The 23,246-nt window shown below is 69.8% G+C and carries 18 protein-coding genes; 10 read left to right on the forward strand and 8 right to left on the reverse strand.

Annotated features, from left to right (window positions below; all coding sequences use genetic code 11):
* Positions 1-22 precede the first annotated feature (22 nt).
* Positions 23-7,537 (forward strand): LPXTG cell wall anchor domain-containing protein, encoded by a 7,515-nt coding sequence (locus tag ACLZOT_RS26065; RefSeq protein ID WP_416971486.1) that lies wholly within the window; start codon positions 23-25, stop codon positions 7,535-7,537.
* 75 nt (positions 7,538-7,612) lie between these two features.
* Here ACLZOT_RS26065 and ACLZOT_RS26070 read toward each other — a convergent pair whose 3' ends face one another.
* Positions 7,613-7,807, reverse strand: a complete 195-nt coding sequence (locus ACLZOT_RS26070) for a hypothetical protein (protein WP_416971487.1) — start codon at positions 7,805-7,807, stop codon at positions 7,613-7,615.
* 8 nt (positions 7,808-7,815) lie between these two features.
* Complete coding sequence (locus ACLZOT_RS26075) at positions 7,816-8,622, reverse strand: helix-turn-helix domain-containing protein (protein ID WP_416971488.1); 807 nt, start codon at positions 8,620-8,622, stop codon at positions 7,816-7,818.
* A gap of 220 nt (positions 8,623-8,842) precedes the next feature.
* On the opposite strand from ACLZOT_RS26075, the gene ACLZOT_RS26080 reads away from it, so the two are divergent.
* The 3 genes from ACLZOT_RS26080 to ACLZOT_RS26090 are packed head-to-tail and all read left to right on the forward strand — an operon-like array spanning position 8,843 to position 10,130.
* Positions 8,843-9,367: an ATP-binding protein gene (locus ACLZOT_RS26080; RefSeq protein WP_416971489.1), complete on the forward strand. Its 525-nt coding sequence runs from the start codon at positions 8,843-8,845 to the stop codon at positions 9,365-9,367.
* Between the two features lie 53 nt (positions 9,368-9,420).
* Entirely contained in the window at positions 9,421-9,795 is a 375-nt protein-coding gene (locus ACLZOT_RS26085) for a type II toxin-antitoxin system RelE/ParE family toxin (protein WP_416971490.1), read from the forward strand.
* The gene (locus ACLZOT_RS26090; RefSeq protein WP_416971491.1) at positions 9,792-10,130 is read left to right on the forward strand and encodes a helix-turn-helix domain-containing protein; all 339 of its coding nucleotides are present in this window, start codon (positions 9,792-9,794) and stop codon (positions 10,128-10,130) included. The genes ACLZOT_RS26085 and ACLZOT_RS26090 overlap by 4 nt, the downstream gene beginning before the upstream one ends.
* 3 nt (positions 10,131-10,133) lie before the next feature.
* Here the strand turns inward: ACLZOT_RS26090 and ACLZOT_RS26095 are convergent, their stop codons facing one another.
* Positions 10,134-11,294, reverse strand: coding sequence for a thiolase C-terminal domain-containing protein (locus tag ACLZOT_RS26095; protein ID WP_416971492.1), 1,161 nt, complete (start codon positions 11,292-11,294; stop codon positions 10,134-10,136).
* Positions 11,295-11,384: 90 nt separating this feature from the next.
* On the opposite strand from ACLZOT_RS26095, the gene ACLZOT_RS26100 reads away from it, so the two are divergent.
* Together ACLZOT_RS26100 and ACLZOT_RS26105 are read left to right on the forward strand one after the other, a co-directional pair.
* Positions 11,385-12,701 (forward strand): acyl-CoA dehydrogenase family protein, encoded by a 1,317-nt coding sequence (locus ACLZOT_RS26100; protein ID WP_416971493.1) that lies wholly within the window; start codon positions 11,385-11,387, stop codon positions 12,699-12,701.
* A complete protein-coding gene (locus tag ACLZOT_RS26105; protein ID WP_416971494.1) occupies positions 12,698-13,189 on the forward strand; it encodes a nitroreductase family deazaflavin-dependent oxidoreductase in 492 nt (163 codons plus the stop codon). Before ACLZOT_RS26100 ends, ACLZOT_RS26105 begins: the two co-directional genes overlap by 4 nt.
* A gap of 40 nt (positions 13,190-13,229) precedes the next feature.
* On the opposite strand, the gene ACLZOT_RS26110 is transcribed toward ACLZOT_RS26105, so the two are convergent.
* Positions 13,230-13,865 (reverse strand): TetR family transcriptional regulator, encoded by a 636-nt coding sequence (locus ACLZOT_RS26110; RefSeq protein ID WP_416971548.1) that lies wholly within the window; start codon positions 13,863-13,865, stop codon positions 13,230-13,232.
* Between the two features lie 133 nt (positions 13,866-13,998).
* Between ACLZOT_RS26110 and ACLZOT_RS26115 the strand changes: the two genes are divergently transcribed.
* The 3 genes from ACLZOT_RS26115 (at position 13,999) to ACLZOT_RS26125 (ending at position 17,945) form a co-directional block, all read left to right on the forward strand.
* Positions 13,999-14,802, forward strand: a complete 804-nt coding sequence (locus tag ACLZOT_RS26115) for a VOC family protein (RefSeq protein WP_416971495.1) — start codon at positions 13,999-14,001, stop codon at positions 14,800-14,802.
* 210 nt (positions 14,803-15,012) lie between these two features.
* Positions 15,013-17,451 carry a PQQ-binding-like beta-propeller repeat protein gene (locus ACLZOT_RS26120; protein ID WP_416971496.1) on the forward strand — a complete coding sequence of 813 codons (2,439 nt, stop codon included), beginning with the start codon at positions 15,013-15,015 and terminating at the stop codon, positions 17,449-17,451.
* A gap of 284 nt (positions 17,452-17,735) precedes the next feature.
* Entirely contained in the window at positions 17,736-17,945 is a 210-nt protein-coding gene (locus tag ACLZOT_RS26125) for a hypothetical protein (protein ID WP_416971497.1), read from the forward strand.
* Position 17,946: 1 nt separating this feature from the next.
* Here the strand turns inward: ACLZOT_RS26125 and ACLZOT_RS26130 are convergent, their stop codons facing one another.
* The 4 genes from ACLZOT_RS26130 to ACLZOT_RS26145 form a co-directional block, all read right to left on the reverse strand.
* On the reverse strand, positions 17,947-18,927 hold the full coding sequence (locus ACLZOT_RS26130; RefSeq protein WP_416971498.1) for an alpha/beta fold hydrolase: 981 nt from the start codon (positions 18,925-18,927) through the stop codon (positions 17,947-17,949).
* A gap of 75 nt (positions 18,928-19,002) precedes the next feature.
* Positions 19,003-19,773, reverse strand: a complete 771-nt coding sequence (locus ACLZOT_RS26135; RefSeq protein ID WP_416971499.1) for an enoyl-CoA hydratase/isomerase family protein — start codon at positions 19,771-19,773, stop codon at positions 19,003-19,005.
* Positions 19,770-20,180, reverse strand: a complete 411-nt coding sequence (locus ACLZOT_RS26140; protein WP_416971500.1) for a Zn-ribbon domain-containing OB-fold protein — start codon at positions 20,178-20,180, stop codon at positions 19,770-19,772. Before ACLZOT_RS26140 ends, ACLZOT_RS26135 begins: the two co-directional genes overlap by 4 nt.
* Before the next feature lie 44 nt (positions 20,181-20,224).
* A complete protein-coding gene (locus ACLZOT_RS26145; protein ID WP_416971501.1) occupies positions 20,225-21,373 on the reverse strand; it encodes a lipid-transfer protein in 1,149 nt (382 codons plus the stop codon).
* 110 nt (positions 21,374-21,483) lie between these two features.
* Here ACLZOT_RS26145 and ACLZOT_RS26150 point away from each other — a divergent pair, with 110 nt between their 5' ends.
* Entirely contained in the window at positions 21,484-23,079 is a 1,596-nt protein-coding gene (locus ACLZOT_RS26150; RefSeq protein WP_416971502.1) for a FadD3 family acyl-CoA ligase, read from the forward strand.
* Positions 23,080-23,246: the final 167 nt, after the last annotated feature.

Here is a 23,246-nt window from a genome sequence, read left to right on the forward strand (position 1 = left end):
AGGCGAGAGGCGGGAGTGGTTGATGAGGCGTCAGAGCGGAACGGCGCGCTGGAGGGGCGGTGGACTGGCCGCGCTCCTGGCCGTCCTCGCGTTGCTCCTGTCCTGGCTGCCTCCGATGTGGGCACCGACGGCGGCGGCCGTGCCGGCGGGGTCGGAGTACCCGGCGAGCTGGTCGATCAGCGGGAACACGGCTACGGGTACTACGCCCAGTGGGGTAGTGGTGACCGCGGCCTTCTCCGGTGGCACCAGCCTCTTGGGGCAGGGCGGCATCATGTACGTCGACTCCCCGCCGTCGTATCTCCCCAACGCGGGCAGCGCGGCACTGAAGCCGGGTATCACGAACTGCACGAACACCGCGACGAACGGCTGCGGCTCGGTCACCTACACGTTCTCCCGGCCGGTGAGGACGCCGGTCCTCTACGTGGCCGACGTCGGCGCCAACGCGGGCAGCTCGACCATCGGCAGCTACCACGACCACCCGATCACCCTCGCGTCCGGCACGTTCAGCCTGGACTCGTCCGGTTCCCAGAGCGGTCGCATGGGGATGTGGAACAGCGGTCGGACCGTGGGGATCGTCAATCCGAACCAGTACGTCAACAGCGCCGGCGTGGGCTCCGGGAGCTGTACCGCTTTCGGCTGCGGCGCGTACGACGTGAGTACGACGACGTCGACGATCACCAGCCTGACGATGTACTACGGCTACGAGGGCAGTGGCACCAACATCGACGGCTGGGGCCAGATCCTCGGTATCACCCCGGCGAAGACCTCCCTGTCCCTCACCAAGTCCGCCTCCCCGGGCCAGATCTCCAGGGCCGGGGACACGGTGACGTACTCCTACCAGGTGACCAATACCGGAGAGGTGGACGTCTCCAACCCGAGGATCAACGAGTCGTCGTTCTCAGGTACGGGTACCAGGCCCTCGGTCTCCTGCCCCGCCGGCAGCGTCGCACCGGGCGCCTCGGTGACCTGCTCCGTCACCTACACGGCGACCCAGGGGGACGTCGACGCGGGCAGGGTCACCAACACCGCGACGGCCACGGCGACTCCGCCGAGCGGTATGACCGCGCCGACGTCGAACTCCTCGACGGCAACGGTGAACGTCTCCCAGAACCCGGCGCTGTCGGTGCAGAAGACGGTCGCCGAGACGGGTGACCTGAACGCCGGGCAGACCCTGCACTACTCGTTCAAGGTCACCAACACCGGTAACGTCACGCTGAGTTCGACGCGGATCAACGAGACCGCGTTCACCGGCAGCGGCGGCACCCCGTCCGTCTCCTGCGACAACGTGGCGCTGGCGCCCGGGACTTCGCTGACCTGTACGGCGACCTACACCGTCACCCAGGCGGACGTCGACGCCGGGTCGATCTCCAACACCGCCACAGCGACCGGGAATCCGCCGAACAACGGCACGCCGGTCACCTCCACCCCGTCGACCGCCGTCGTGCCGTTCACCGCGAAGCCCGCGCTGACGGTCGCGAAGTCGGCGGACAGGACGAAGGTCGTCGTCGGCGACACGATCACCTACTCGATCAAGGTGACGAACACCGGCAACGTGACGATGCGGAACGTCGCCGCGCAGGAGGGCAACTTCTCGGGCAGCGGCGGCACCCCCGCCGTCTCCTGCCCGAGCGGGGCGAGTTCGCTCGCGCCGGGCGCGTCCGTGACGTGCACGGCGACCTACCGCGTGACGCAGGCGGACGTGGACGCCGGGAAGATCACCAACACGGCGACGGCGACCGGCGTACCGCCGAACACCAGCACCCCCGTCACGTCGCCGCCGAGCCCGGCGACGACGGTGACGACGACCCAGACCCCGGCGCTGACGGTGACGAAGAGCGCCGACCGTACGGACCTGGTCGTCGGCCAGACGATCACGTACACCTACAGAGCCACGAACACCGGCAACGTCACCCTCACGGGGGTCACGGTGAAGGAGACGAGCTTCTCCGGCAGCGGCGGCACCCCCGCCGTCTCCTGCCCGGGCGGCTCGCTGGCGCCGGGCGCGTCCGTGACGTGTACGGCGACGTACACGGTCACCCAGGCCGACGTGGACGCCGGGAAGGTCACCAACTCCGGTACGGCGACCGGGATTCCGCCGGGCACGACCACGCCGGTCTCGTCGCCGCCGAGCCCCGTCACCACGGTGACCGGGACACAGAAACCCTCTTTGACGGTCGCCAAGTCGGCCGACCGGACGGACCTGGTGGCCGGCCAGACGGTGACGTACTCCTACAGAGCTACGAACACCGGCAACGTCACCATCACGAACCTCACCGTCAAGGACAGCGGGTTCTCCGGCTCCGGGACGCTGTCGGCGATCACCTGCCCCAGCAACTGGCTCGCGCCGGGTACGTCGACGACGTGTACGGCGACCTACACGGTCACCCAGGCCGACGTGGACGCCGGGAAGCTCACCAACTCGGCGACGGTGTCGGGTACACCGCCCCATACCTCCACGCCGATCACCTCACCCCCGGGTACTACGACGGTGACGGGGACGCAGAAGCCCGCGCTGACCGTCGTGAAGTCGGCGGACAAGACCTCGCTGGTCCTGGGTGACACGATCACCTACTCCTTCAAGGTGACGAACACCGGCAACGTCACGATGAAGAACATCGCCGTGAAGGACAGCGACTTCACGGGTACGGGGACGCTGTCGGCGATCACCTGCCCGAGCACGACGCTGGCGCCGAACGCGACGACGACCTGTACGGCGACGTACAAGGTCACGCAGGACGACGTGGACGCGGGCCGGCTCTCCAACTCCGCGACCGTGACCGGCGTCCCGCCGCAGGGCACGACGCCCGTCCCCTCCTCGCCGTCCACGACGACGATCCCCGGGACGCGGACGCCGTCGCTCACAGTGGAGAAGTCGGCCGACCGGACGGACCTGGTGGTCGGGCAGACGGTGACGTACTCGTTCAAGGCCACCAACACCGGGAACGTCACCCTCAAGAACGTTGCCGTGCAGGAGGGTTCGTTCTCCGGGACGGGGACCATGTCGGCCATCTCCTGCCCTGCCGGGGCGAGTTCGCTGGCGCCGGGGGCGGCGGTGACGTGTACTGCGACGTACGTGGTCACCCAAGCGGACGTGGATTCCGGCAAGTTGACCAACACGGCGACCGCGACCGGCGTACCGCCGGGGACGACCACGCCGGTCACCTCGCCGCCCAGCCCGCCGAACACGGTCACCGGCACGCGGACGCCGGGGCTGACGACGACGAAGGCCGCCGACAAGACGACGGTGGTCCTCGGGGACGTCATCACCTACACGTTCACGGTGAAGAACATCGGCAACGTCACGCTGACCGATGTCGGCGTGGACGAAGGGGAGTTCAGCGGTACGGGGACGATGTCCGCGCCCGTCTGCTCGGACGGCGCGAAGTCGCTGGCGCCGGGCTCGTCCGTGACGTGTACGGCGACCTACACGGTGACGCAGGCCGACGTGGACGCCGGGAAGATCACCAACTCCGCGACCAGCAAGGGAGTTCCGCCGGGGACGACCACGCCGAGCACCTCGCCGCCGGGGACGACCACGGTGACCGTGGACCAGAAGCCGGCGCTGAAGCTGGAGAAGTCGGCCGACCGCACGGATCTGGTCGTCGGGCAGACGGTGACGTACTCCTTCAAGGTCACCAACACCGGGAACGTCACGATGAAGGACGTGTCGGTGAAGGAGGGCACCTTCAGCGGTACGGGGACCATGTCGGCGATCACCTGCCCGGGTGGTTCGCTGGCGCCGGGTGCCTCGGTGACCTGCACGGCCACCTACGTCGTCACCCAGGCGGACGTGGACGCGGGCAAGGTCACCAACTCGGCGACCCCCACGGGCACACCCCCTGGTGGTACGACACCTCAGGACTACCCCCCAGGTACGACGACCCTGACCGGTACCCGGACGCCGGGGCTCACGGTCGTCAAGACCGCCGACCGTACGGACCTGGTGCTCGGGCAGACGATCACGTACTCCTTCAAGGCGACCAACACGGGCAACGTGACGATCAAGGGCGTCACGATCGAGGAGGGGGACTTCAGCGGTACGGGTACCCTCTCCGCGCCCACCTGCCCCGACGCTGCGAAGTCGCTCGCGCCCGGCGCCTCGGTGACCTGTACGGCGACGTACACCGTCACGCAGGCCGACGTGGACGCGGGGACGATCTCCAACACGGCGACGGGCAGCGGGACTCCGCCGAACAGCACGACTCCGATCACCACGACGCCGTCCACGGCGAAGGTGCCGGGGACGCAGACGCCGGCGCTGACGGTCGCCAAGTCGGCCGACCGTACGGACCTGGTGGCCGGGCAGACGGTGACGTACTCCTTCAAGGTCACCAACACCGGGAACGTCACGCTGAAGAGCGTCGCCGTCAAGGAGGGCGACTTCAGCGGGACGGGGACGATGTCGGCGGTCACCTGCCCGAGCGGTTCGCTGGCGCCGGGTGCCTCGGTGACCTGCACCGCCACCTACGTCGTCACCCAAGCCGACGTGGACGCGGGCAAGTTGACCAACACCGCGACCGCGACCGGCGTGCCGCCGAACACGACCACGCCCGTCGAGTCGCCGCCCAGCCCGCCCAACACCGTCACCGGGACGCAGACGCCCGCGCTCAAGGTCGAGAAGGCGGCCGACAAGACGCTGGTGGTCCTCGGGGACGAGGTGACGTACACCTTCACGGTCACCAACACCGGGAACGTCACGGTCAAGGACGTGTCGGTGAAGGAGGGGGACTTCAGCGGTACGGGTACCCTCTCGGCGATCGTGTGCGCGGACGGCGCGAAGTCGTTGGCGCCGGGTGCGGTGGTGACGTGTACGGCGACGTACACGGTGACGCAGGCCGATGTGGACGCGGGGAAGATCACCAACTCGGCTACCACCACTGGCGTACCTCCGCAGGGGGACACTCCGGTGACCTCGCCGCCGGGGACGACCACGGTGAACGTGGACCAGAAACCCGGCCTCAAGGTGGAGAAGTCGGCGGACCGCACGGACCTGGTCGTCGGGCAGACGGTGACGTACTCCTTCAAGGTCACGAACACCGGGAACGTCACGATGAAGGACGTCGCGGTGCAGGAGGGCGAGTTCAGCGGTACGGGGAAGCTGTCGGCGATCACGTGTCCGGACGGGGCGAAGTCGTTGGCGCCGGGTGCGGTGGTGACGTGTACGGCGACGTACACGGTGACGCAGGCCGATGTGGACGCGGGGAAGATCACCAACTCGGCCACCACGACCGGCGTACCTCCGAAGGGGGACACGCCCCTCACCTCGCCGCCGAGCACCCCCAACACCGTCACCGGTACGCAGACGCCGGGACTGAAGGTCGACAAGGTGGCCGACCGGACGGATCTGGTGGTCGGTGAGACCGTCACGTACTCGTTCAAGGTGACCAACACCGGGAACGTCACGATGAAGGACGTCTCGGTGAAGGAGGGCGACTTCAGCGGTACCGGTGAGCTGTCGGCGATCACCTGCCCGGACGGGGCCGAGTCGCTGGCGCCGGGGGCGGTGGTGACCTGTACCGCCACGTACGTCGTCACGCAGGCGGATGTGGACGCCGGGAAGATCACCAACTCGGCTGTCCCGACGGGCACACCCCCGGGGACGACGACTCCGCAGGACTACCCCCCAGGTACGACAACCCTGACGGGTACACCGAAGCCGGGGCTCACGGTCGCCAAGGTGGCCGACCGGACGACCCTCGTCGCGAGGGAGACGGTGACGTACTCCTTCAGGGTGACCAATACGGGCAACGTGACGCTGAAGAACGTCACGGTCCAGGAGGGTGCCTTCAGCGGGACGGGGACCATGTCGGCGATCACCTGCCCGCCCGGGGCGAGTTCGGTGGCGCCGGGCGACTCGGTGACGTGCAAGGCGACGTACGCCGTCACGCAGGCCGATGTCGACTCGGGCAAGCTGACCAACACCGCGACCGCGACCGGGGTTCCGCCGAACACGACGACGCCGGTCACCTCGCCGCCGTCGCCGCCCACCACGGTCACGGCGAGGCACACGCCGACGCTGGTGCTGGAGAAGACGGCCGACACGACCGACCTCGTGGTCGGGGACACGGTGACGCACTCGTTCAAGGCGACCAACACGGGCAACGTCACGATGACGAACATCGCCGTCCGGGAGGAGCACTTCAGCGGGACGGGCAGCATCTCCGACCCCGTCTGTCCGGACGGGGCCGGGAGCCTCGCGCCCGGGGAGTCCGTGGTCTGCACGACCACGTACACCGTCACCCAGGCCGACGTCGACGCCAAGCACCTCACCAACACCGCGCACGTCGGAGGTATGCCGCCGATCGGGGACGACGAGGTGCCCTCGCCCCCGGACACGGCGAAGGTGACCGGTACGCACAGGCCCGGGCTGAAGGTCGAGAAGTCGGCCGACAAGAAGGAGCTGGTGGCCGGGGAGACGATCACCTTCTCCTTCAAGGTGACCAACACGGGCAATGTGACGCTGGATCAGGTCAAGGTCGACGAGGGCGAGTTCAACGGTACTGGCACCCTCTCGACGCCGACCTGTCCGCGCGGTCCGCTTCTGCCGGGGGCGGTGGTGACCTGCACCGCCACGTACGTCGTCACCCAAGCCGACGTCGACGCCGGGCAGTTGGAGAACTCCGCGACCGTCACCGCCATGCCGCCCCTCGGTGGCGACCCCGTCACCTCGCCGCCGGGCACCACCAAGGTGCCGACGGAGGTGAAGCCGGGGCTGAAGGTCGTGAAGTCGGCGGACAAGGTGAAGCTGGTGCTGGGCGAGACGATCACGTACTCGTTCGTCGTCACCAACACCGGCAACGTCACGGTGAAGGAAGTCGCGGTTCAGGAAGGGGAGTTCACCGGGTCCGGTCAGCTCTCCGAGGTGTCCTGCCCGGACGAGGCCGGGTCTCTCGCGCCGGGTGCGTCGGTGACCTGCACCGCCACGTACGTCATCACCCAGGACGACGTGGACGCCGGGAAGATCTCCAACTCCGCGACGGTGACCGGGGTTCCGCCGGTCGGGCCCAACACGCCGGTCACGTCACCGCCGGGTACGACCACGGTTCCCACCCAGCTCAAGCCGGGGCTGTCCGTGGAGAAGACCGCGTCGCCCGACCGGGCCGTCAAGGCCGGGGAGACGATCACGTACTCGTTCCTGCTGGTCAACACGGGGAATGTGACGCTGGCCGAGGTCCGGCCCGTGGAGACCGAGTTCAGCGGAACGGGCAAGGTATCGCCGATCAACTGCCCCGACGGGGCTGCGAAGTTGATCCCCGGCCAGCGGGTCACCTGTACGGCGACGTACGTGGTGACCGAGGCCGACGCGAAGTCCGGCAAGCTCAGCAACTCGGCGACCGGGACCGCGCGAGTGCCTGGTGGCGGTACGCCGCCCGTGCCGCCCACCTCGACGGTGACGGTGACGACCGTGCCGCCCGCGACGCCGGAACTGCCGGAAACGGGCGACGAGTTCAACCCGTTGCTGATCGGGTTGGCGGTGTCGTTGGCTGCGGCTGGTGGAGGGCTGTTGTTGGCGGTGAGGCGCCGACGCGGGGAGTAGTGACCGCGTGGTGAGGAGCGGGGCGTCTGCCGGGTGGCGGGCGCCCCGTTCGGCGTTGGGGGTGGGAGTTGGGGTTCAGAGGAGGTGGTCGGCTTTGCCGGCTTTGATTTCGAGGATGAGGGCGCGGAGGGCTTCGTGGGTGTCGGTGAGGGGGGTGGATTCCTGTCCGGTGACGGCGATGTAGGCGTTGCCGGAGGAGTCGGTGCCGAGTCTGAAGCAGGCGGATCCTTCCTGGCAGAAGGGGGCTTCCCAGGTGATATCGCTGCGCATGGGGGTCCTCAAAGTTCACGTGCGACAGTAAGGATGAAGTCGCGCGAGGCTGCCGGTGACAGCGCGGTGGAGTCCATCCAGTTCATATGTGCACGGTACTTCGCGAGTTGGGCGTCCGCGTCTGTGAATACAGGGCCGCTGGTGGAGTCCAACTGGACGGTGTCGAGCTGGGGGACGGGCCCGTCGGCGTACAGCATGGTGTGCCCCGCGCCGGGGAAGTCGAGGACGGTCATGGGGATGACGCGCACCTCGATCATGTCGCGCTCGGACTGCTCGGCCAGGTGCGTCAGTTGGTTTCGGGTGGCTTCGATGCTGCCGAACCGCATGCGCAGCGCCGCTTCGTGGATGTAGGTGAGGAAGGGGAGCGGGTCGGGTCGGTCGAAGACCTGTTGCCGGGCGATGCGATGGGCGACCCGCAACTCGATCTCCAGGCGGCTGATGGGAATCAGCCCGGCGCCGAAGATGCCGCGCGCGTACTCCTCGGTCTGGAGGAGGCCGGGCGGGTGCATGAACTGGGCCGCGCACAGCCGCGTGGCATGCCACTCCAACTCGGCGATGTCCAGCAGGCCGGCGGGCAGGGTGCCCCGGTACTGTTCCCACCAGCCGCGTTCCTTGTACTCGGCCATGGCGACCAGCGCGTTGACGTAACTCTCGTCCGTGCACTCGTAGTTGCAGGCAAGCGTGCGCACACGGTCCGCCGAGAACGTGCGGATGCCGGACTCCATGTTGGACAGGCGGGTCCGGTCGATGCCGAGGAGTCCGGCGGCGTACTCGGTCGTCTGCCCGGCCGCCGTGCGCATCTTGCGCAACTCCATGCCCAAGCGCTTCTGCCGCTGAGTCGGCGTGTTCCTCGTGGCCATGCTGCCCCTAACGCACGTGTGGTCGGCCCAAGTCTGCCGTGGGCAAGGTAACCGAGTCCAACACGGCCGGGGTAATTGTTCGCGAATCGATGGACAGTTAGCGGAACAACTCCCTACAGTCGGTCATGGCTCAGTCACTGAGCACTCAATCCCCACGCACCACAAGGGAGTTGCCGTGACCCTCGACCTGCCCGGAGACGGAATCTGTCGGTCCCCCCGCCTCAACCCCACCCACCTCCCCTTCACCCCCTGCCTCCCCACCGGCCTCCGCTACAGCTTCACCCTCCCCGCCGACCTCCAGACCCCCGCCGTCGCCCGCAACATCACCCGCGCCGTCCTCGACATCCACTCCCTCCCCGCCCTCACCGACGCCGCCGTCCAGACCGTCAGCGAACTCACCACCTGCGCCTGCCGTTTCACCCCTGGCAAGGACATCTACCTCTCTCTCCGCTACCGCCAGGACGCCCTGTACATCACCCTCTTCGACGACCACCCCCAGCACACCAACAGCCACCTCAAGTCCGCCTGCGAAACCCACCGCTGCACCGCCCTCGACCTCCTCGACCGCGTCATCAACACCTGCGCCGGCGACTGGGGCATCGGCCCGAGCAGCAGCTTCAGCGGCGGCACGAAGATGTGGGCGGTACTTCCGCGGGAGGGGGCGGAGGGGTACTTGAAGGAGGGGCGCTCGTACGGGTGACAGGAAACCGGAATCCGGAGCATGTGGGCAGTGCGGGCCACTACCTTCGCGGAGTGAGTGACCTCTACATGATCGAGCTGGAACCGGAAGTGCGGGCGTGGCTGTGTGATCTTTCGCCGCAGCACTACCGCCAGGTTGAGGAGAAGGCGACTCTGCTGGCGCAGTCTCCGACGACTCTCGGCGAGCCGCACTCTCGATACCTGGGCGAAGGGGTACGGGAGCTGCGGTTCATACTGGGAGGCTGTGCCGTACGCGTGACGTACTGGCTGGCGCCAGATCGCAGGATCGTGCTGCTTACTGTCTTCCGGAAGACCAGAATGAGGGAAGAAGCAGAGGTCAAGCGCGCCAAACTGGCGAAGGAGCTGTGCGAGGCCGAGCATGGACCTGCGCACGATGAGTTCAGCCGCGAGTTCCGGGAGGAACTGTGAACCACACGCGTTGGAAGCTGGCACGGGAGCGGATGGCCGCCGAGGGTGGGGGCGAGTCGCCTGAGGTGGTTGCCGAACGGGAACAGATTCGGCTGGCGTACGCGCTGGGACAGCTCGTACATGACCGGCGAGTCGCGCTCGGGCTGACTCACGCGGAGTTGGGGGAACGGCTGGGGATGGCTGAGGGGGACGTCGAGGCGGTGGAGCTCGGCGGTCTGCTTCCTCTCACCGCCGATCTGCTGGTCCGGCTCGCCACCGCACTGGACGTGACCGTGGACCTCCACATGGTGTCCGGCGGTCACCCCACCGTCGCGTTCGACGAGCACGCCGCCTGACCCTTACCTCCCCAGCACCACCGTCCCCGACGAGCAGAACCACCCGCCCGTCCCCGACGCCACCCCCAGTCGAGGCAAGTCCCCGTCCCGGGTGCGGACTTGCCTTGCCCCTGCCTCGCCGCGCAGTTGACGGACCGCCTCGACCAGAAGGAACAGGCCCCGCATGCCCGGGTGTTGGGCCGACAACCCGCCCCCGTCCGTGTTGACCGGCAACTCCCCGCCCTCGACGAGGAGTCGGCCCTTCTCCACGAACGCCCCGCCCTCCCCCTTCGCGCAGAAGCCGAGGTCCTCCAGGGTCACCAGCGTCATATAGGTGAACGCGTCGTAGATCTCGGCGAAGTCCATCTCCCCAGCCCCAACCCCCGCCCGCTCAAAAGCGATTCGCCCGCTCACCGCAGCCGGCGACACCGTGAAGTCCGCCCACTCCGACATGCTCGCGTGCGAGACGTACTCCCCGCTCCCCAGCACCCACACCGGCGCGGAACGGCAGTCCTGGACGTACTCCTCGGCCGCGAGCAGAAGAGCCGCACCCCCGTCCGAGCGGATGCAGCAGTGCAGCTTCGTGAACGGGTCGGCGATCAACTCCCCGTCCAGCACATCCGCTTCGGTGATCGGCGTCCGGAACATCGCCTCGGGATTCAGCGCCGCATTGGCCCGCGCCTGCACCGCCACCGCCGCCAACTGCTCGATGGTCGTGCCGAATTCGATCATGTGGCGGCGCGCGGCCATCGCGTACTTCGCGATCAGCGTGTGTCCGTACGGCACTTCGAACTGGCTCGGACCCCGGCTGCCGAAGGACAGCGTGCCGGTGCGGCGGCCCGCCCGGACGTCCGCCCGCGCCGTCGAACCGTACGCCAGGAGGACGACGTTGGCGTGACCGGCGGCAATCGCGTCGGCGGCGTGCGCGGCCATGACCTCCCACGTCGAGCCGCCCACGGACGTGGAGTCGACCCAAGTCGGCCTCAGGCCCAGGTAGTCGGCGACCTCGACCGGCGCGAGCGTGCCGAGTCCCGCCGAGGCGAAGCCGTCGATCACGCCCCGGTCCAGACCGGCGTCCGTCAGCGCGCGGCGGGCCGCCTGGGCGTGGAGTGCGTACGGGGTCGTGTCGTCGAGGCGACCGCAGTCGGAGAGGGCGGCGCCCACCACAGCTACCTTGCGCGTCATGGGATCTGACGGTACATCAGATCGGTTCTCTTCTGTATGGATCGGGTCTCTGATATGACGGATCGTCAGTTGTTGAGCCCTGGGGGACACATGGACGCCGGCCTCACCGCCGAACAGCACGAGATCCAGCGCACCCTGCGCGAACTCCTCGGAAAGCGTTGTGGCTCCGCCGAGTTGAGGGCGGCGGTCGAGACGCGGGCCGGGCACGACCCCGCCCTGTGGACTGCCCTCGCCGGGCACCTCGGGCTTCCCGGGCTCGCCCTGCCGGAGACGTACGGCGGGGTCGGCTGCGGCACGCTCGAACTCGCCCTCGCCGGAGAGGAGTTGGGGCGAGCCCTCGCACCGTCCCCGCTCGTCGCGACCTCCGTCCTCGCCGCACCGCTGATCGCGGCCCTGGGGAGCGCCGGCCAGCGGTCCGAACTGCTGCCCCGCATCGCCGCCGGGGACCTCACCGCCACGCTCGCGGCTCCGGTCGAGGCGCTCGCCCTGACCGGCGGCAACGGCGGTGACTGGGCCGGTGGGGGGCGCTCCGGTGGCGTACAGGCGAGGGGAGGTCACCAGAGCTGGCGGCTCTACGGCGAGGTCGTGCGCGTCCTCGACGGGCACAGTGCCGGGCTGCTGGTCGTCGCCGCGCACTGCGGGGGCTTCGCGCGCTCGCGGGTGCGGCTGTTCGTCGTACAGGGGGATGCGGTCGGGCTGACTCGGGTGCGGCATACCGCACTTGACGCCACCCGGCCACTCGGGCGCGTCCAACTGAGGGACGTTCCCGCCGAGTTACTGGGCGATTTCGACATCGACAGCGACGACATCGACGTACGCCCCGTCCTCGCCTCGACCGGCGCCGCGTTCGCCGCCCACCTCGCCTGCGAAGCCGTCGGCGCCGCCGAACGCGTCCTGGAGCTGACCGTCGAACACGTCAAGCAGCGCGAGCAGTTCGGGCGGGCGATCGGGTCGTTCCAGGCCGTACAGCACCGACTGGCGGACGTCTACGTGCAGGTGCAGGCCGCCCGTTCGGCCGCGTACTACGCCGCCTGGGCGGGCGGCAGGGAGGGAGTCGGGGGCGTCGCGCTCGCGCAGGCACTCGACACGCTGCGGCTGGCCGCCGGTGAGGGGATCCAACTGCACGGCGGGATCGGGTTCACATGGGAGCACGACGCGCATCTGTACTTCAAACGGGCGGTGGGGGACGCGTTGTTGTTCGGGCCCCCGCACCGGCTCCGCGCGCACGCGGCCGATGGCGCCGGGGTGTTCGGGCAAGGCGACGGGCGGAACCCCCAGCGGAATTCCCGACGGCACGACCCGCGCCCCGACCCGAGTCCCGCCCCGCATCCCGACGCACACCCTGATGCGCCGCACACCGCCCGCCCCGACCACCGAAACCCCCGGCAAGAAGAGGTCACCGCGTGATCACCATCGGCGTCCGCCTCGTCCAACGCGTCTCCTCCACAAGGGGGTTCAGCAAGGTCGCCCCGCGCGTCATCCCCGCGCTCGACCGTGCCGTACACCGCCTCAGCCGCGGCAAGCTGCTGCTGAGCGCGCAGATGCTGCCCGGGGTGATCCTCACCTCGACCGGTGCCCGTAGCGGGCTCCAGCGGCGGACGCCGCTCGCCTGCATGCCGGAGGGCGACGGGAGTTGGCTGCTCATCGGCTCCAACTTCGGCCGCCCGGGGCATCCTTCGTGGACCGCGAACCTCATCGCCCACCCGGCGGCGCGGATCAGCTGGAAAGGGCGTGAAGTGCCGGTCACGGCACGGCTGTTGACCGGGGAGGAGCGGGCCTCGGCGTGGCAGGCCGCGCTCGCGTTCTGGCCGCCGTACGCGACGTACCAGGCGCGGATCGAGCGCGAGATCCGACTGCTGCGTGTCACGGCAACGGGCGATGGCCCACCCAGGTGAACCACCGCCCGCTGAGACAGGACGAGTCAGGTCTGCACGCCTACTTCGTCGGCTTCTTGCCGGTGATGCCGAGGTGCACCAACAGCGCCAGGTTCGGCTTGAGTTCGGCCTGCTTCACGCCCCAGGTGGTGAACCCCTTCTGGTGCGAGGCGACGGCGGCGAGCATGGCGACGAGGGAACCGGCCACGGCCGCCGGGTTCACCTCCTTGTCGACCTTGCCCTTGGACTGGAGCTCGGCGACCGCGTCCGCGAGGGAGTTGTTCACCGAGTTGAGGATCTTCATCCGGAGCTTGTAGAACCGCTTGTCGCCCTCGGCCGCGCCGAGGTCCACGACCCGCAGGATCGCCTCGTTCTTCCGCCAGAACTCCAGGAATCCGTCCACGAGTTCCTGCGCGGTCTGCCAGCCGGCCTTGCCGACCCACGAGCGGCCTTCGAGGAGTTCGGTCAACCCCGCTCCCTCGGCGGCCATTTGCTCCGCGATCTCCAGGACGGCGCCTTCGACGTCCGGGAAGTACTGGTAGAAGGTCGCGGGCGAAGTGCCCGCCTTCCGGGCGACATCGATGACCTTGACGTCCCGGTAAGGAGAGGAGCTGAGCATCTCGCTGAGGCAGTCCAGCAGCTTCTGCCGCGTGGCCTGCCCACGCCGACCGGCTACGCGGCCGTCGACGGTACGCACTTGTCCTGTCATGCCGTCAGCTTACCGAGGGGTGATCGGAGCGCGATTCGGCCGATCCAAATGGGGTGCATTCCACTCCCTGAGGCGCATCCGCTGGTCTGCGCGGTGCGGTACTCACCGTTACTTTGGGCGCATGGCCGAAAACAGGGCATCGGGGTACGGAGAGGGCGCCGCCGCGCACACGGGCGGTTACGGAGAGGGCGTCCCCTGCTGGGTCGACGCCCAGCTCCCCGACCTCGACGCGGGAAAGCGTTTCTACGGTGAGCTCTTCGGGTGGACCTTTGATGTACCCGACGACCCCGGGGTGGACCACGGCGGCTCCCTGTGGGCCTGGAAGGACGGGAGACCCGTAGCCGCCCTGGCTCCCAAGAGTGACGGCCGTATGCCCACCGTCTGGACGGTCTACTTCGCCACCCCCGACATCCGCCGTACCGCCGGACGCATCGTCGCCGTCGGCGGCCAGGTCGTCATGGCCCCCTTCCCGGTCGGCCGGCTGGGTGCCGCCGCCCTGGTCGCCGACCCCGAGGGCGCCGTCTTCGGGCTCTGGCAGGGGGAGCGCCACCCTGGTTTCGGGGTACGTCATACCCCTAGTACTTTCGTCTGGGCCGAGCTGTACGCCCGGGACATCGACGCCGTGAACTCCTTCTACGGCGGCCTCTTCCACGAGGCCCTCTTCGGCGAGGGTGCCCGCCCCGACTTCGGCCGGGCCCCCGTCTCCGACGTCTTCCCCGCCGAGATGCCCCCGCACTTCGTCGTCCACTTCGGCGTCGAGGACTGCGCCGTCGCCGTACGGGCCGTCGTACGCCTCGGCGGGCGGGTCCAGGCGGGGCCGTTCGCCACCTCCTACGGCATCGCCGCCGTCGTATCGGACAATCAAGGGGCGTCGTTCGCGTTGTTGCAGCGGGAGAACCGCCGTTTCGGCGTCGAACCGGCGTGAATCGACATCGGTTCGAAGGCGATCCGGCGTTGATTTGGAAGAAATGTTCCGGTAGATGAAGTAGCGCCCTATTTTTCACCGGGTTCGCAACCAGCCGCCCGGCCAGGAAGAATCGGGGTGCGTGCCGCCATGGCGGTGCGGTGGTGAGACGCTGCACGGGGTCGCGTGAAGACGTGGCTTGCGCGGCCCGTACGGGGAGGTGGCAGGCAAGTGGTGGATCAGCTGACGCAGCACGATCCGCGGCGGATCGGGCCGTTCGAGGTGCTGGGACGGCTGGGGGCCGGCGGCATGGGGCTGGTCTATCTGGCGCGCTCCGCGTCGGGCCGGCGCGTGGCGATCAAGACGGTGCGGACGGAGCTCGCGGAGGACCAGCTCTTCCGCGTGCGCTTCACGCGCGAGGTCGAGGCGGCGCGGGCGGTAAGCGGTTTCTACACGGCGGCCGTCGTGGACGCCGATCCGCGCGCGGCGGTGCCGTGGCTGGCGACGGCGTACGTCCCGGCGCCCTCCCTCGAAGAGATAGTGAACGACTGCGGGCCGCTGCCGGCCCAGGCGGTGCGGTGGCTGGCGGCCGGGGTGGCTGAAGCGCTCCAGTCCATCCACGGCGCGGGTCTCGTGCACCGCGACCTGAAGCCGTCGAACGTCCTCGTCGTCGAGGACGGCCCCCGGGTGATCGACTTCGGTATTGCCTCCGGGGTATCCAATACCCGCCTCACCATGACGAACGTGGCCGTGGGTACCCCCGCGTACATGTCACCCGAGCAGGCGAAGGACTCGCGCAGCGTGACCGGCGCGAGCGACGTCTTCTCGCTCGGGTCGATGCTCGTCTTCGCCGCCACCGGGCATCCGCCGTTCCACGGCGCGAACCCGGTGGAGACCGTCTTCATGCTGCTGCGCGAAGGCCCTGACCTGGAGGGGCTGCCGGACGAACTGCGGCCGCTCATCGAGTCGTGCATGCAGATGGAGGCCACCGCCCGGCCCAACCCGGCCGACCTCCAGGCGCAGCTCGCGCCGCACCTGTTCGGCTCCGGGTCCGACGACAGCGGTACGGCCTCGGCGTGGCTGCCGGAGAAGGCCGTCACCATGATCGAGACCCGCCGGGGCGGACGTCCGCCGAAACCCGCGGGCGCCTCGGGGCGCAGCGGGGGCGGGGTGAACCTGGGAGGTAGGCCCGCGCTGCCGCCTCCGCCGTCGCACGACCCCGTCGTACCTGGTGGGGGCGTAGTACCCGTAGTACCTCCGAGGCCCGCCGGTCCGGCGCCGTTCCCCGCGCCGATGGGCGCTCCCGACGCCAGTCCGGTACGGCTCGCGGGTGCGCCGGTGCCGATCGGGCCGGGTCCGCGTATCTCCGACATCCGGGCTACCTCCGCGGTACGGGCCCCCGTGCCCGACCCGGGTCTCACGGGGTCCTGGACGCGGGTGCGGCCCGGGGTCAACGGCGCCGACCCTGTCGTACCCGTAGTACCCGGGAGCGGTGCGACCGGTGTGCCGGCGCTGCCGAGCGCGCCTCCGGAGGCGCCGCCCGGCTGGCGGCCCTGGCGCTTCCGGATGTCCAACGACGTCTGGGGTACGCCCTCGGTCGACGGCGACCTCGTCTACGTCACCTCCTTCGAGGTCCACGCGCTGGACGTCGCGACCGGCCGGCGCCGGTTCAAGACGCGGGACGTCGCCTGGTCGATGGCGGTCGCCGACGGCCGCGTCCACGCCTCCGACGGGCCCACCCTGTTCGCTCTCGACGCCCGCGAGGGCGGCGACCTGTGGCGGCTGCCCACCGACGCCTGGGTGTACTCCCTCAAGGCCGAGCGCGGCACGATCGTCACCGGCACGCGCGGCGGCGGCGCGCAGGGCTGGGAGGCGTCCAACGGGCAGAAGCTGTGGGAGGTCGGCGGCTGCCAGACCGACTTCGAGTCCCCCGAGGCGGGCCCCGTGCTGCACGAGGGCACGGTGTACGTCTGGCAGGACGCGAGGCTGCGCGCCCTGGAGGCCCGTACGGGTGAGGAACGCTGGTCTTACCCCATCGGTGACGCGGCCTCCTGCGGGGGCGTCCCCGTCCGCGTAACTCCCTCGGGGGACGGCAACGTGTACGTCTCCGCGGGTACACGGGTGCTGTCGATCGACATCGCCACCGGGATGGTGCGCTGGCACTTCGAGGCGCCGGCCGCGTTCCTGTCGCCGCCCGCCTTCGTGCCGGGGCCCGCCGTCACGGGCGGCGGGGTCTACCTCGCGGACTACCTGGGTACGGTCTACGCCCTCGACGCCGCCGACGGGCGCGACCGCTGGCGCATCGCCACCGAGGCGCGGTCCTCCATCGACCCCGTACTGGTCGCGGCCGGGCACGTCCACGTGGGCAGCGGCAAGGGGCTCTACACGCTCGACGCGGTCACCGGGACGCCCAAGTGGCGCTTCCAGGCCGGCGGGGACATCGTGGGGGCGCCCGCCGTCGCCGAGGGGCGGATCCACTTCGGGTCGACCGACTGCCTGCTGTACACGCTGAAGGCGGACGACGGGCGGCTGCGGTGGAAGCTGGCGACCGGGGGCGAGATCACCGGCTCTCCGGTCGTACGGGACGGGGTCGTGTACGCGTGCAGCAAGGACCGGTGCGTGTACGCGCTGGACGCGGAGAAGGGGACGGGGACGGCTCGGCCGGCGTAGGTGCCTAGAGTGGACGCATGCGACCACGGGGGTACATCTTCAGGTTTACGGCTGTGTCGGTGCTGGTCGTGTTCGCGCTCACCGGATTTTCCAGTGGGCGCAAACACGGGGGTGGCAGCCATGGCGGGGGCGGCGGGTGCAGCAGCTCCCGGCAGGATCACGACAGTTCGTCGTCGACGTCGGGGGGATCGTCCACGGGAGGTTCGTCCACGACGACCACGGTCGTACAGGACGCTCGCGTCAGCCTCATATCGTGTGCGACGAGCAAGGCGCCGTACACGACCGTGAAGGTCACCAACCCCAACAAGGGGCTGGACACCTTCGAGATCACCGTCCGGTTCCTGGACGCGAGCGGTGCGGTGCTTGCCGAACCCGTGACGAGGGAGATCGTCGGCGGGAAGAAGACGGAGGAGGTCCGTGTCCCCGTGGGGGACGCCGGCCTCGCCGCGCGGGTGGACCGCTGCGAGGTCGACGCCTACGCACCCGCCGCCTGAACTACGCCTGCTCGTCCCGCAGTCCGGTCAGGAACTCCACCAGGAGTTCGTTCACCTCGGTGGGGCGCTCCTGCTGGGTCCAGTGGCCGCAGCCCGGCAGCACGACCGGCGGGCGGCGCAGGCCCGGCACCAACTCCGGGAGGTGGGCGATGAGTTCGGGGGTGCCCGGGAAGTAGGCGACCGGGTCGCGGTCGCCGTACACGAAGAGCGCGGGCGTCGTGATGGACGCGCCCGCGTAGGGGGCTGTCAGCTCCCAGTTCCGGTCGAGGTTGCGGTACCAGTTGAGGCCGCCGGTGAAGCCCTTGGCGTAGTCCTCGGCCAGCTCGTCGAGGTCCGACTCGGTGAACCAGTCCGGGAGTTGCGCGGGGACGGCCGGCAACTGGTCCAGCCAGGGCGTGCCGGGCTCGACCAGGGCCTGGTGGATGCCGGGCTCGCCCGGGACGTCACCGGAGAGCGCGTACACGAAACGGCGCAGCGCGGCCTTCGGGTCCCGCCCGAACTCCTCGTCGGCGACGCCGACTTGGTTGAAGTACGTCCAGTAGAAGCGGCCGTCGTACGCGGCCTTCACCAGCTCCAGCGGTGGGTTGGCGCCGCGCGGTGTGGGGGCCACGCTGAGGCCCGCGACGCCGCGCACCACGTCCGGCCGCAGCAGCGCCGTGTGCCAGGCGACCGGCGCACCCCAGTCGTGGCCGACGACGAACGCGGTCTGTTCGCCGAGCGCGTGGATGAGGCCGACCACGTCCCCGACCAGGTGCAGGATGCTGTACGCGGTCACGTCGTCCGGGCGGTCCGAGGCGCCGTAGCCGCGCTGGTCCGGGGCGACGACGCGGAAACCGGCGTCGACGAGCGGCGCGAACTGGTGGCGCCAGGAGTGCCAGGACTCGGGGAAGCCGTGCAGCAGGACCACCAGCGGGCCGTCGCTCCCGGCCTCGGTGATGTGCAGGTTGACGCCGTTCACTTCTAGGGTGCGGTGCTGGATCATGCGGCTATTTTATGTTGGTGCCTGATACACGAATACAGCGCCCTTTGAATTCAGGGTCGCGGTCCGGGAAATTGTTCAGCGAATCCGGAAATTCTGCGTCCTTTCTGTGAACAGCCGCGCCTGCCGGTCGTCCGGCAGATTTCCCAGCGAGATCAGATGCGGGGCCTGCGCGAACCCCTGCGCCTGCGCCGCCTCCCGGGCCGACCACAGCGCGCGCACCGTCCCCTGCACCCCCTCCGGCGGATACCCGGCGATGACCCGAGCCCGCTCGACCGCGACCGCCAACGCCCGCCCGGTGTCGGCGAGTTCGGAGACGAGCCCGACCTCGTACGCGCGCCGCGCGGAGATCCGTTCCGCCGTCCCCATCAGCATCATCCGCGCGACCTCCCCGTACGGCATCCGCTGCGCCATCAGCACCGACTCGTACGCGCTGACCATTCCGTACGTCGTGTGCGGATCGAAGAACTCGGCGCCTTCCCCCGCCACCACGAACTCGCTCTCGCCCAGCAGATAGAAAGCGCCGCCGCACGCCATTCCCTCGACGGCGGCGATCACCGGTTTCCACAGGTCGTTGGCCTTGGGGCCGATACGCAGGAGCGGATCGTCCTGCATGTAGGGCGAGTTGGGCTGCGGGACGACGGCGTCGCGGTCGAGGCCGGTGCAGAAGGCGCGGGTGCCGGTCCCGGTGAGGACGATGGCTCGTACGGTGTCGTCGAACCGTAACTGGCGCCAGGTCTCGGCGAGTTGTCCGGCCGTAGGGACGTCGATCGCGTTGAGCCTGGCCGGCCGGTCGAGCGTGACCACCGCGACGCCGGTCTCCTTGTCGGTGTCGAGGCGCGGGGTCACGTCAGGACCCACTGGGGGAGCCCGCCGTCCGGGAACACCGCCTGGACTCGGGCCCCGATCCGAAGCCGTTCCGGGGCAAGGGAGTTGAGGGGGGCGCCGGGGCGGGCGACGACGTTGCCGACGAGGCGGACACGGGGGGCGTCGTCGAGTTCGACCAGGACGACGTTGTAGGGGGCCTGGGCGGCGTAGTCCGGCAGGAGGGGCGGGTGGGGGATCACGTACGACCAGATGCGGCCGCGCCCCGACGTGAGCCGCCAAGTCGACGCGAACGACTGGCAGTTCGGGCAGCAGGGACGGGGCGGGAAACGGGGCTCGGCGCACTGCGCGCAGGTCTGGACGCGGAGTTCGCCCTGAGCCGCGTACTCCCAGAACGGGGTGCCGTCGGTGTCGTGGAGCGGGGTCAGCATGGTCGGACTCCTCAAGTCCTGTGCGGGCCGGTGCGGTTGGCTCTTCACGTCCTCAGCAGCAGCGCGGAGGTGGGGACCCCCTCGCCCGCGGTGACCAGGCACGTCGAGGCGTCGGGAACCTGCGCGGTGCTGGTGCCCCGGAGCTGCTTCACGCCCTCGTTGATGAGGTTGAAGCCGTGTACGTACGCCTCCGAGAGGCCGCCGCCGCCCGTGTTGACCGGCAGCCGCCCGCCGAGTTCCAGCGCGCCGCCCTCGGTGAACGCGCCGCCCTCCCCGCGCCCGCAGAATCCGTAGCCCTCCAAGGAGAGGGGGACCAGGGGGGTGAACGCGTCGTAGATCTGGGCCACTTGGACGTCATCCGGGGTGAAGTCGGCCTGTTTCCACAAGTGTCGGGCCGTCGCCCAGGACGGGCCGGTGAGCGGGTCGTCGTTCCAGTAGTTGACCATGCCGTGGTGCTGGGCGGGCAGGCCCTGGGCGGCCGCGTGGATGTAGACCGGGGTGCGGCGGCAGTCGCGGGCCCGCTCCGCCGAGACCACCACGCAGGCCAACGCCCCGTCGGTCTCCAGGCAGTTGTCGAACAGGCAGAGGGGTTCGCTGATCCAGCGCGAGGTCATGTACATCTCGCGGGTCAGCGGGCGGTCGTACATGATCGCGGCCGGGTTCTGGTTCGCGCGGTTGCGGCAGGCCAGGGCGACGTTGAAGAGGTGGTCGCGGGTCGTGCCGTACTCGTGCATGTGGCGGCGGGCCAGGAGCGCGATCTCGTCGGCGGGGCGGAGCAGGCCGAAGGGGCGCGTCCACTGGGCGGGGGTGGGGAGTTGGGCCGTCGTGTTCGTCCAGGGGCGGGGGCCGCTGCCGCGTTTGCGGGAGCGCCAGGCGACGCCGACGCTCGCCTGGCCGGCGGCTATCGCGGTGGCGAGGTGGGCGACCGTCGCACACGAACCCCCGCCGCCGTACGGGGACTTGGCGAAGAAGGTGAGGTCGCCGAAGCCGACCGCCTTCGCGAGTTCGACCTCGTCCGTCTCCTCCATCGTGAACGAGGCGACCGCGTCCACCTCGGCGGGGGTGATCCCCGCGTCGTCCAGCGCGGCGAGGACGGCCCGGCAGGCGAGGGTTCTCTCGTCCTCCGGGAGGTGTTTGGCGAACCGTGTCTGGCCTATGCCGACGATGGCTGTCGCGTCCTTGAGTCCGGCCATGTCCCCCTCCGATCAGATCTGCTGACGGTTCTCGCCTGCTGACAGTGCGTCAGGTTATCGCTAATCTGACGGATCGTCAGCTACTGTCTTCCGTCTCGTCGGGGGCGTTCATGGAGTGGCACAGCATTCCCGAGCTGGTGCGCTGGTCGGCCGAGGAGTTCGGGGAGACCGAGGCGGTGGTGGACGGCCGGGTCCGGGTCTCCTACCGGGAGTTGGGGGACCGGGTGGAGCGGGCGGCCGCCGCCTGCGTCGCCGCCGGGCTGCGGGTCGGGGACCGGGTGGGGATCTGGGCGCCGAACTCGCTGGAGTGGATCGTCGCGGCGCTCGGGGCGGTGTCGGCGGGCGGGGTGCTGGTGCCGCTGAACACGCGGTTCAAAGGGGGCGAGGCGGCGGATGTGCTGCGCAGGAGCGGGGCGCGGCTGCTGTTCGTGACGGGGACGTTCCTGGGGACGTCGTACGTGGCGTCGCTGCGCAGGGCCGCGGGGGGCGGGGCGGGGGAGGGGCCGTTGCCCGGCTTGCCGGAGCTGGCGGAGGCCGTCGTCCTCGCGGAGGACGCGCCGACGGGGTTCTGGACGTGGAAGGAGTTCCTGGCCGGCGGGGAGGGGGAGTCCGCAGGTACTACGGGTATTACGGGTACTACGGGTACCAGGGGTATTACGGGGTCCTCGCCCTCCGACATCATCTACACCTCGGGTACTACGGGTAGCCCCAAAGGTGCCGTGATCACCCACGAACAGACCCTGCGCGGCTACGACGCCTGGAGCGAACTCGCCGGGCTGCGCGAGGGGGACCGGTACCTCATCGTGAACCCCTTCTTCCACACGTTCGGCTACAAGGCCGGGGTGATCGCCTGCCTGACGCGGGGCGCGACGATGATCCCGCAGCCGGTGTTCGACGTGACGACCGCGCTCGCGAACATCGCGGCCGAGCGCGTCACCGTCCTGCCCGGCCCGCCCACGCTCCACCAGTCGCTCCTGGACCACCCCGCGCGGGCGTCGTACGACCTGTCCTCGCTGCGGCTGGTGGTGACCGGCGCGGCCGTCGTCCCCCTCAGGCTCGTCGAGCGGCTGCGGGACGAGCTGGGGGTGGCGACCGTACTCACCGCGTACGGGCTGTCCGAGGCGAGCGGCATCGTCACGATGTGCCGGCGGGGCGACGCCCCCGAGGTGATCGCGACGACCTCGGGACGGGCGATCCCCGGCACCGAGGTCAGGGTGGTGGACACGGTGGGCCGGACCCTGCCGTCCGGGCGGCCCGGGGAGGTGCTGGTACGGGGGTTCAACGTCATGCGTGAGTACTACGGGGACGACAGGGCCACCCGGGAGGCGGTCACCCCGGACGGCTGGCTGCGTACCGGGGACGTAGGGGTCCTGGACGAGGCCGGGAACCTGCGGATCACCGACCGGATCAAGGACATGTTCATCGTCGGCGGTTTCAACGCGTACCCGGCCGAGATAGAGCAGCTCCTCGGTCTGCATCCGGCCGTCGCGGACGTCGCCGTCGTCGGCATACCGGACGTCCGCCTCGGAGAGGTCGGCAAGGCGTACGTCGTCCGGCGGGCCGGTTCCGTGGCCACCGGGGACGACCTGATCGCCTGGGCGCGGCGGGAGATGGCGAACTACAAGGTGCCCCGAGTGGTGGAATTCGTGGGCGAGTTGCCCCGGAATGCGAGCGGTAAAGTCGTCAAGGGGCAGCTACGGAGCTGACGTTGGGGTTGGCGAGAACCGCCGCAGCCCCTCGGCGCACCCACCCCGGCGTTGTGGAGAGTCCGTGAGGGACCTGTGTACTCCCGTGCGCCGTCGTGCCCTTGGTGTCTCCCGTTGCTGACGCGTCCCGTGCCAGCAAGGCAAACTGGGCAGGTCAACAGGGAGCG

Origin of the sequence: Streptomyces sp. 4F14, from assembly GCF_048159485.1 — a bacterium.
In the GTDB taxonomy this organism is placed as follows: domain Bacteria; phylum Actinomycetota; class Actinomycetes; order Streptomycetales; family Streptomycetaceae; genus Streptomyces.

Bases quoted from the DNA above. Each gene is read 5' to 3' on its own strand.
- ACLZOT_RS26065 (WP_416971486.1), top strand. From the start codon at position 23: ATGAGGCGTCAGAGCGGAACGGCGCGCTGGAGGGGCGGTGGACTGGCC.
- ACLZOT_RS26070 (WP_416971487.1), bottom strand. From the start codon at position 7,807: ATGCGCAGCGATATCACCTGGGAAGCCCCCTTCTGCCAGGAAGGATCC.
- ACLZOT_RS26075 (WP_416971488.1), bottom strand. From the start codon at position 8,622: ATGGAGTTGCGCAAGATGCGCACGGCGGCCGGGCAGACGACCGAGTAC.
- ACLZOT_RS26095 (WP_416971492.1), bottom strand. From the start codon at position 11,294: ATGACGCGCAAGGTAGCTGTGGTGGGCGCCGCCCTCTCCGACTGCGGT.
- ACLZOT_RS26100 (WP_416971493.1), top strand. From the start codon at position 11,385: ATGGACGCCGGCCTCACCGCCGAACAGCACGAGATCCAGCGCACCCTG.
- ACLZOT_RS26115 (WP_416971495.1), top strand. From the start codon at position 13,999: ATGGCCGAAAACAGGGCATCGGGGTACGGAGAGGGCGCCGCCGCGCAC.
- ACLZOT_RS26130 (WP_416971498.1), bottom strand. From the start codon at position 18,927: ATGATCCAGCACCGCACCCTAGAAGTGAACGGCGTCAACCTGCACATC.
- ACLZOT_RS26140 (WP_416971500.1), bottom strand. From the start codon at position 20,180: ATGCTGACCCCGCTCCACGACACCGACGGCACCCCGTTCTGGGAGTAC.
- ACLZOT_RS26145 (WP_416971501.1), bottom strand. From the start codon at position 21,373: ATGGCCGGACTCAAGGACGCGACAGCCATCGTCGGCATAGGCCAGACA.
- ACLZOT_RS26150 (WP_416971502.1), top strand. From the start codon at position 21,484: ATGGAGTGGCACAGCATTCCCGAGCTGGTGCGCTGGTCGGCCGAGGAG.